The sequence below is a fragment of the Peptoniphilus indolicus ATCC 29427 genome, from assembly GCF_000227315.1.
Classification (GTDB): Bacteria; Bacillota; Clostridia; order Tissierellales; family Peptoniphilaceae; genus Peptoniphilus; species Peptoniphilus indolicus.
Window position 1 is genome coordinate 1,270,633 of the sequence record NZ_JH165061.1, and the last position, 9,091, is coordinate 1,279,723.

The 9,091-nt window shown below is 31.9% G+C and carries 6 protein-coding genes and 1 pseudogene; all 7 read left to right on the plus strand.

Annotated features, from left to right (window positions below; translation table 11 throughout):
- Window positions 1-20: 20 nt before the first annotated feature.
- A complete protein-coding gene (gene asnS, locus HMPREF9129_RS05695; RefSeq protein WP_004821328.1) occupies window positions 21-1,361 on the plus strand; it encodes an asparagine--tRNA ligase in 1,341 nt (446 codons plus the stop codon).
- An 8-nt stretch (window positions 1,362-1,369) separates the two neighbouring features.
- Entirely contained in the window at window positions 1,370-3,781 is a 2,412-nt protein-coding gene (leuS, locus tag HMPREF9129_RS05700) for a leucine--tRNA ligase (RefSeq protein ID WP_004821329.1), read from the plus strand.
- 180 nt (window positions 3,782-3,961) lie between these two features.
- Window positions 3,962-4,827 (plus strand): annotated as a pseudogene (locus HMPREF9129_RS05705) (YicC/YloC family endoribonuclease).
- A 14-nt stretch (window positions 4,828-4,841) separates the two neighbouring features.
- Window positions 4,842-5,465 carry a guanylate kinase gene (gene gmk / locus HMPREF9129_RS05710; protein ID WP_004821334.1) on the plus strand — a complete coding sequence of 208 codons (624 nt, stop codon included), beginning with the start codon at window positions 4,842-4,844 and terminating at the stop codon, window positions 5,463-5,465.
- Window positions 5,462-5,794 (plus strand): DNA-directed RNA polymerase subunit omega, encoded by a 333-nt coding sequence (gene rpoZ, locus HMPREF9129_RS05715; RefSeq protein WP_004821336.1) that lies wholly within the window; start codon window positions 5,462-5,464, stop codon window positions 5,792-5,794. The genes gmk and rpoZ overlap by 4 nt, the downstream gene beginning before the upstream one ends.
- Window positions 5,778-6,980 carry a bifunctional phosphopantothenoylcysteine decarboxylase/phosphopantothenate--cysteine ligase CoaBC gene (coaBC, locus tag HMPREF9129_RS05720; RefSeq protein ID WP_004821338.1) on the plus strand — a complete coding sequence of 401 codons (1,203 nt, stop codon included), beginning with the start codon at window positions 5,778-5,780 and terminating at the stop codon, window positions 6,978-6,980. The genes rpoZ and coaBC overlap by 17 nt, the downstream gene beginning before the upstream one ends.
- Window positions 6,981-7,012: 32 nt before the next feature.
- A partial coding sequence (gene priA, locus HMPREF9129_RS05725) for a replication restart helicase PriA (RefSeq protein WP_004821340.1) occupies window positions 7,013-9,091 on the plus strand: 2,079 nt, incomplete at its 3' end.

The window sequence follows — 9,091 nt, forward strand, 5'->3', positions numbered from 1 at the left end:
TTAAAAACAGTAAAGATTATTTGAATAAAGAAATTGTAATTGAAGGTTGGATTAAGACAAGTAGAGCATCTAAAAATTTCGGTTTTATAGAACTGAATGACGGCTCATCTTTTTCAAGCCTTCAAATAGTTTATGGTGACGAAGTGGACAACTTCTCAGAAATTGAAAAGTATACTATCAGCTCTTCCTTAAAAATAGAAGGTACTGTAGTTGAAAGCCCAGGGTCAAAACAAAGTATAGAAGTACATGCTAAAAAAGTTACTCCTATTAGTATATCCGAACCAACTTATCCACTTCAAAAGAAAAGACACACTGTGGAATATTTGAGAACTCAAGCACATTTAAGACCTAGAACAAATTTATTCAATGCAGTGTTTAGAGTTAGATCTATAATTGCATATGCAATTCATAAATTTTTCCAAGACAGAGGATTTGTGTACGTTCACACACCAATTATAACTGCATCAGATGCAGAAGGCGCTGGAGAAATGTTCCAAGTTACAACTTTAGATTTAAATGATGTTCCTAAGAAAGAAGGTAAAGTAGATTTTTCTGAAGATTTCTTTTCAAAAGCTACTAATTTAACTGTATCAGGTCAACTTGAAGCAGAAGTTTTTGCAGAAGCCTTTGGAAATGTATATACATTTGGGCCTACATTTAGAGCCGAAAATTCAAATACTCAAAGACACGCTGCAGAGTTTTGGATGATTGAGCCGGAAATTGCATTTGCTGATATTAACGTAAATATGGATATCGCTGAAGAAATGCTTAAATATATAATAAAATATGTTCTTGAAAATGCAGAAGAAGAAATGAATTTCTTTAATAGTTTTGTAGATAAGGGACTTTTAGAAAGACTGGACAATGTAGTCAACTCTGATTTTGGTAGAGTTACTTACACAGAAGCTATAGAAGTTCTTAAGAATTCAAAGACTGAGTTTAAATATCCTGTTGAATGGGGCGTTGATTTACAAACTGAACACGAAAGATATTTAACAGAAGAAGTTTATAAAAAGCCTGTATTCGTTACAAACTACCCTAAGGAAATAAAAGCTTTCTATATGAAAGAAAATGAAGATAAGAAAACAGTAGCGGCAATGGACTTATTAGTTCCAGGAGTTGGAGAAATAATCGGGGGAAGCCAAAGAGAGGACAAGTTAGAAGTCCTAGAAGGAAAAATGAAATCTTTGGGAATGAATTTAGAAGACTATTATTGGTATCTAGACCTTAGAAGATATGGTTCAGTGCCTCACTCAGGATACGGATTAGGATTTGAAAGAGCAGTTATGTATATAACAGGAGTTAAGAATATAAGAGATGTCATACCATTCCCAAGAACGGTAGGAACAGCAGAATTTTAGGAGGAAATATGTCAGTTTATAATCCAAAAGATATTGAAAAGAAATGGCAAGATTTTTGGGACGAACATGATACTTATGTAACAAAAAATGACTATGATAAAGAACCATTCTATGCATTGGTAGAGTTTCCTTATCCGTCAGGACAAGGACTACATGTAGGACATCCAAGACCTTACACAGCACTTGATATAGTTGCAAGAAAGAGAAGATATGAAGGTTATAATGTACTTTATCCAATGGGATGGGATGCATTTGGACTTCCTACAGAAAACTATGCTATAAAGAATAAAATACATCCAGCAAAAGTTACAGCTGATAATGTTGCAAGATTTAAACAACAATTAAAATCTATAGGATTCTCATTTGATTGGTCTAGAGAAATCAACACAACTGACCCAGAATACTATAAATGGACACAATGGATATTCTTACAATTATACAAAAAAGGACTTGCTTATAAACATGAAATGCCTATAAACTGGTGTCCGTCATGTAAAGTAGGGCTTTCTAACGAAGAAGTTATCGGAGGACATTGTGAGAGATGTGGAACTGAAGTAATAAGAAAAGTAAAAAGCCAATGGATGTTGAAAATCACAGAATATGCTGAAAGACTTATCAATGATTTAGACGATGTAGATTACATTGAAAGAGTGAAAACTCAACAAAAAAATTGGATTGGTAGAAGTGAAGGAGCTGAGATCAAATTCCCATTAAAAGATTTGAATTATGAACTTGAAATATTCACTACAAGACCTGATACAATTTTTGGAGCAACATATATGGTTGTTGCACCAGAACATCCATTAATTGAAGAGTTCAAAGATAAATTAGAAAATATAGATGAAATAGAAGCTTATAAAGAAGAAGTTTCAAAGAAATCTGACTTTGAAAGAAGTGAATTAAACCAAGGTAAAACAGGTGTTGAATTAAAGGGAATAAAAGCTATAAATCCTATTTCAAACAGAGAAATACCTATTTGGATATCAGATTACGTGCTTATGACTTATGGAAGCGGAGCTATAATGGCTGTTCCTGCACATGATACACGTGACTTTGAATTTGCTAAAAAATTCGGATTAGAAATAGTTCCGGTTATTGAAGGTGGAAATATTGAAGAAGAAGCTTTCGTAGATACTAACACTGGAATTATGATTAACTCAGGCTTTATGAATGGCTTAAATGTAAAAGAAGCAATTGAAGCCATGTTAAAACACGTCGAAGATAAGGGTATAGGACATAGAAAAGTAAATTATAAGTTAAGAGATTGGGTATTTTCAAGACAACGCTATTGGGGAGAACCAATACCTCTAGTTTATTGTGAAGATTGTGGTTGGGTTCCAGTTCCGGAAGAAGAACTTCCTGTACTTTTACCGGAAGTAGAAAACTATGAACCGACAGATGATGGAGAAAGCCCTCTTTCAAACATAGATTCATGGGTTAATACTACTTGTCCGCATTGTGGAAAACCTGCAAAACGTGAAACAGATACTATGCCACAATGGGCTGGATCTTCTTGGTACTATCTAAGATATACAGACCCTAAAAATGATAAATCATTGGCTGATCCTGAAGCTCTTAAATATTGGACTCCAGTTAATTGGTATAATGGCGGAATGGAACATACAACGCTACACTTACTATATTCAAGATTCTGGCATAAATTCTTATATGATTTAGGAATTGTACCTACTAAAGAACCATATGCTAAGAGAACATCTCATGGTATGATTCTTGGTGGTAATGGTGAAAAGATGTCTAAATCAAGAGGAAATGTAGTAAATCCTGATGAGATAGTTGACCAATATGGCGCAGATACTTTGAGAACTTATGAGATGTTCATAGGGGACTTTGAAAAGAATGCACCTTGGTCAGACAATGGGGTAAAAGGTTCTAGAAGATTTTTAGAAAGAGTTTGGAATCTTCAAGAGCTTTTGACAGACTTAGAAGAATACACACCTGAACTTGAAAAGTCAATTCATAAGACGATTAAGAAAGTATCAGAAGACTATGAACATCTAAAGGCAAACACTGCTATTGCGGCTCTTATGAGTCTAACTAATGAATTTAATAGTTTTGGTAAGATATCAAGAAAAGATTTTAGAACTTTCTTAATGTTGTTAAATCCTGTTGCGCCACATATAACTGAAGAGTTATGGAGTGCAAATAAACTAGGCGGATATTTGAATGAGAGTAAATGGCCTATATATGATAAATCTAAAACCGTTGATGACGAAATAGAAATACCTGTTCAATTCAATGGTAAAGTTAGATACACTGTAAAAATAACTCAGTATGCAACTCAAGATGAAGTAAAAAAAGTAGTTGAAGAAGATGAAAACTATAAGACACAAATAGAAGGAAAACAAGTGATAAAAGAAATCTATGTGCCTAAGAAAATATATAATATAGTTGTAAAATAAAATATTGAGTTCTGCTTATTTGCAGGACCCATATTTAAATTTTAAATAATCTAAGTCTTGTTGCTAAAAAAAGTAAGAGGGTCTTTGAGATTCTCTTATTTTTTTGTAACTTTATAACTAATATGGCATAAAAGTCTCATGTGAGTTATAATTGTTAAAATGAGGTGAACTATGAGAAGTATGACCGGATACGGAGTTGGAAGAATTGAAAATGAAAACTACGATTTGAAAGTTGAAATAAGGTCGGTGAATAGTAGGTTTACTGATATAAATATACGACTTCCTAAAATTATATTTAATCTTGAAGAATCAGTTAGGAAGAGTATAAAAGAAAGAATTCAAGAGGGAAATTGGATGTTTATATAAATTTAAATATATATAATTCTGACAACATGAAAGTAAAGGCTAACTTAGAACTTGCAAGAAACTATCATAGTGCTTTAAGTTCCCTAAGTGAAGAATTTGACATTCAAAAACCTATTGGGCTTAGTGATTTATATTTAAGAGAAGGTGTACTTGAAGTACATCAAGTTGAAAATGACTCAACTTTCTACAAGGAATCTATTCTTGAAACGACCAAAATAGCAATAGATACTTTGATAGAGATGAGAGAAGAAGAAGGAAAGAATTTAAAAGAGATACTTAAAAAAGATAAATCTATCCTTTATAAAATGGTTTGTGATGCAGAAGAAAGAGCGCCTAAAGTTATAGAAGAGAACTTAAAGAAAATTGAAGATAAAATAAAATCTATCATAAGTGAAGAAAAGTTAGACATTCAAAGGCTCACTACTGAAGTAACTATAATGGCGGACAAGTTAGCAATAGATGAAGAAATAGGAAGGCTTTTTTCACATCTTTCACAATTTGATAGTATAATAGAATCTAATGAGCCGGTGGGTAGAAAACTCGACTTTTTAGTTCAAGAGATTAATAGAGAAATTAATACTATAGGGTCTAAATCTACAAATGTTGAAATTTTAAGTCTAGTAGTAGATATGAAATCACAAGTAGAGAAATTAAGAGAACAAATTCAAAATATAGAATAGAGGGGAGTGGTCTTTTGTCAGCAGGATTTTTATTAGTATTATCAGGTCCTTCAGGTAGTGGTAAAGGAACAGTTAGTCAAGCTTTAATGGAGAAAAATGACAAGATATCTTTTTCAACATCAGTGACTACTAGGACACCTAGACCTAACGAAGTAAATGGAGAAAATTATTTCTTCACTACAATTGAAGAATTTGAAAACATGGTTGAGCAAGATGAATTATTAGAATATGCCTTTGTTCATACCAACTATTATGGAACTCCAAAAAAGTTTGTATTTGATGAAATAGAAAAGGGTGAAATTGTATTACTTGAAATAGATGTTCAAGGAGCTCTACAAATTAAGAAAAGATATAAGGAAGCTGTATTTATTTTTCTTTTACCACCAACAATGGATGAATTGAAGTCTAGACTTATAAAGAGAGATACGGAAACGGAAGAGGAAATTAATACACGTTTTAAAAATGCTTTTAAAGAACTTGACTTTGTTGGAGAATATGACTATTTTGTAGTTAATAATAAAGTTGAAAATGCAGTAAAAGATATAGAAAACATAATTGAAGCTGAAAAGTTGAGGGTAAAACGTCATAAAGATATTAAAGCGGAAGTTATGTCAGAAAGAGGAGGAAATAAGGAATGAACATTCCTTCATTTAATGAATTAAGAAAAATATCAAGCAGTAGATATGGACTTGTAATGTTAGTTTCTAAAAGGTCTAGAAAAATAGTGGATGGAAATGAACCACTAATAAAAACTGAACATGAAAAACCGGTTTCTATTGCAATAGAAGAAATTATAGATGGTGCTGTGAAATTTGGAAAACCAATGAGTGATAAAGAATATTCACAAAAAATAGCAGCGCAAAGAGAGGCTAAGTTAAATAGTCTAAAGAATAATGATGAATCAGATGTTGAAGCAAGTATAGAAATTGAAACAACTGGAGAAGATTTAATTGGATCTCAAGGATAAAAATATATTATTAGGTGTGACTGGAGGGATTGCAGCATATAAATCTCCAGAAATAGTAAGCATATTAAAGAAAAATGGAGCTAATGTAAAAGTTGTAATGACGGAGTCCGCCATAGAGTTTGTAACTCCCCTAACTTTTCAGACAATGTCAAATAATGTTGTGCACTATAAGATGTTTGAACAATTATCAAATATGGATGTAGAACATATATCTTTGGCAAAATGGGCAGATATGATTGTTGTTGCTCCTGCAAGTGCAAACACGATTGCAAAATTTGCTATGGGAATGGCAGATAATTTATTGACTACTGTACTAAGTGCGAGTAGATCAAAAATTATGATAGTTCCAGCAATGAATACTTATATGTTAAATTCAGTAGCAAATGTTGAAAATATGAATAAATTAAAAAATCGTGGAGTAATTGTAACACAGACACTACACGATTTGCTTGCATGCAATGATATTGGCGATGGGAAGATGTTAGAACCATCACAAATTGTAGACTTGATAGATTTTCATTTAACTGAGAAAGATTTAGAAGGATATAATTTTGTCATTACAGCAGGACCAACTCAAGAGTCTATAGACCCAGTTAGATTTATATCAAATCATTCAAGTGGGAAAATGGGATATGAATTGGCGAAGGCAGCCACTAAAAGAGGTGCCAATGTAACTTTGATTTCAGGTCCTACAAATTTAACAATACCTAATGTTGATAAGTTTGTATCAGTACTTAGTACACAAGATATGTATAATGCAGTAGAGGAATATTTTAAAAAAACTGATGTGTTGATAAAAGCAGCAGCTCCGGCTGATTTTAAACCTAAAAATTATAGTCAAGAAAAGTTGAAAAAAACTGATGCGAACATGAATTCAATAGAGCTTGTTCCAAATACTGACATAGCGAAACATTTCGGGGCGATAAAAACGAAACAAGTTATAGTTGGGTTTGCAGCAGAGTCAAGAGATGAACTCAACTATGGATTAAAAAAATTAGAGTCTAAAAATTTTGATATGATTGTTATAAATAATATAACTCAAGAAAATGCGGGCTTTAAGAAAGATATAAATACCGTAAAAATAGTCGATAGAAATAAAAATATTACTGAGCCGGGAACAATGCCTAAAGAGCAGCTTTCCCATGTGATATTAGACAAAGTATTAGAATTTTTAAAAGCAAGATAATTTCTTGCTTTTTTTATGATGTTGAGGTTTAAATGAAATTTGTAGAAGTTTTCATAAAGAATAATATATCCAAAATAGACATTTTGTATACATACTCCACTGATTTTGATTTAAAACCGGGGATGAGAGTTTTAGTGCCATTTGGGCAAGGAAATTCAACAAAAGTTGCAATGGTTTTAAAAGTTTTAAATTCATGTGAGAGTGAATATAAAATAAAAAAGGTATTAAGACAAATCGATTATGAACCAATTTTAACGGAAGATTTGATTCAATTAGGGTTCTATATGAATGAAAGATATCTAACAAGTTTTAACCGAAGTTTTGCTCCCATTATGCCTCCTGGAGATTTTAAAACAGTGAGGACAAAATTTAAAATACTCTCAAAAGAAGGTTTATCTGAAGAAGAGATATTAAAATTAGATGATTTAGAAAATCAGAGTAAAAATTTTATCTCTACGATGATAGAACTTAAAAAGATAAAAACTGAAGTCTTGGTTGATACTGAAAGTGGAGTTAAAACTCAAATATTCATAGAGCTTGAAGAAGATTACTTGGATAAAATATCTGATGAGAATTTCAAACTCACAGACAAACAATCTGCAGTAATAAAATATCTATCTAAAAATGGAAGTGTAAAACAATCTGAGTTGTTAGCTGACTTGAAAATTTCAAATTCACCAGTAAAGTCATTACAGAGTAAAAATTTAATAAGACTAGTTGATAGAGAAGTATATAGAGATTTAAGAAAATTTAAGGACTATAGAGCTCATACACTTAATATAGAGCAATTGAGTGCCGTGGAAGGTGTTTTAAGCACTAATAAGACTGTATCTCTTCTACATGGGATGACAGGAAGTGGGAAAACTGAAGTATATCTTAAATTAGCTGAGAATATTGTAAAGAGAAATGGACAAGTCATTATGTTAGTGCCTGAAATAGGGCTGACTCCTCAAATGATAGAAAGATTTTTAGGTAGATTTAAAGATAGAGTTGCAGTCATTCATTCGAAATTATCAAGGGGGGAGAGATATGATGCGTGGCGTAAGATAAAGAATTCAGAAGTTGATATAGTTGTTGGTGCAAGGTCAGCGGTGTTCGCTCCGTTTGAAAATTTAAAGCTTATAATAATAGATGAAGAACACGACAACTCTTACAGATTTCATAATTCTCTTAGATATGACACGATTGAAATAGCTAAGAAGAGAATGGAGTTATTAAAAGGGAAAGTTGTTTTGGGAAGTGCGACTCCTGATGTAACAAGTTATTTTAAAGCTAAAGAAGGCGAATATAATTTACTAACTTTGAATAAAAGAGCTGTAACAGGGGCAAAGTTACCTGAAATAGAAATAGTAGATATGAGGGAAGAACTTTTAAATGGAAATATTTCTATTTTTAGTGAAAGTCTTAAAAGGAAACTTGAAAATACAATGAATCAAAACAAACAGGCAATACTATTTTTAAACAGACGTGGTTTTTCTCACTTCATATCTTGCAGAAGTTGTGGACATGTAATAAATTGTGATAACTGTGATATCTCAATGACATATCATAAATCGATTAATAGATTGAGATGTCATTATTGTGGAGAAACAAAGCCTGTTCCAAAAGTTTGCCCTAATTGTGGAAGTAAGTACATAAAGCAATTTGGAATAGGAACGCAAAAAGTTGAAGAAGAGTGTCAAAAGCTCTTTCCTGATAAAAAAATAATAAGAATGGATAGAGATACAACAACTAAGAAGGATTCATATGAATCTTTTTATAAAATGATGAAGAATGGAGAAGCTGATATTCTCATAGGAACTCAAATGTTGGCTAAAGGATTGGATTTTGAAAATGTAACTCTTGTTGGAGTTATAGCTGCTGATTTATCACTTCATATTTCAGATTATAAAGCTGAAGAAAGCACATTTGACCTTCTAACGCAAGTAGCAGGTAGGGCAGGCAGGTCAGTAGATCAAGGATATGTAGTAGTACAGACTTATTCACCTGATAATTATTCTATAAAATATTCAGCAAGTTCTGATTATGGAGAATTTTATAAGAAAGAAATAGAAAATAGAAAATTGTATGATTATCCACCGTTTGTTGAAATGATAAATATATATTTTTTA

Bases quoted from the DNA above. Each gene is read 5' to 3' on its own strand.
- leuS (WP_004821329.1), top strand. From the start codon at position 1,370: ATGTCAGTTTATAATCCAAAAGATATTGAAAAGAAATGGCAAGATTTT.
- rpoZ (WP_004821336.1), top strand. From the start codon at position 5,462: ATGAACATTCCTTCATTTAATGAATTAAGAAAAATATCAAGCAGTAGA.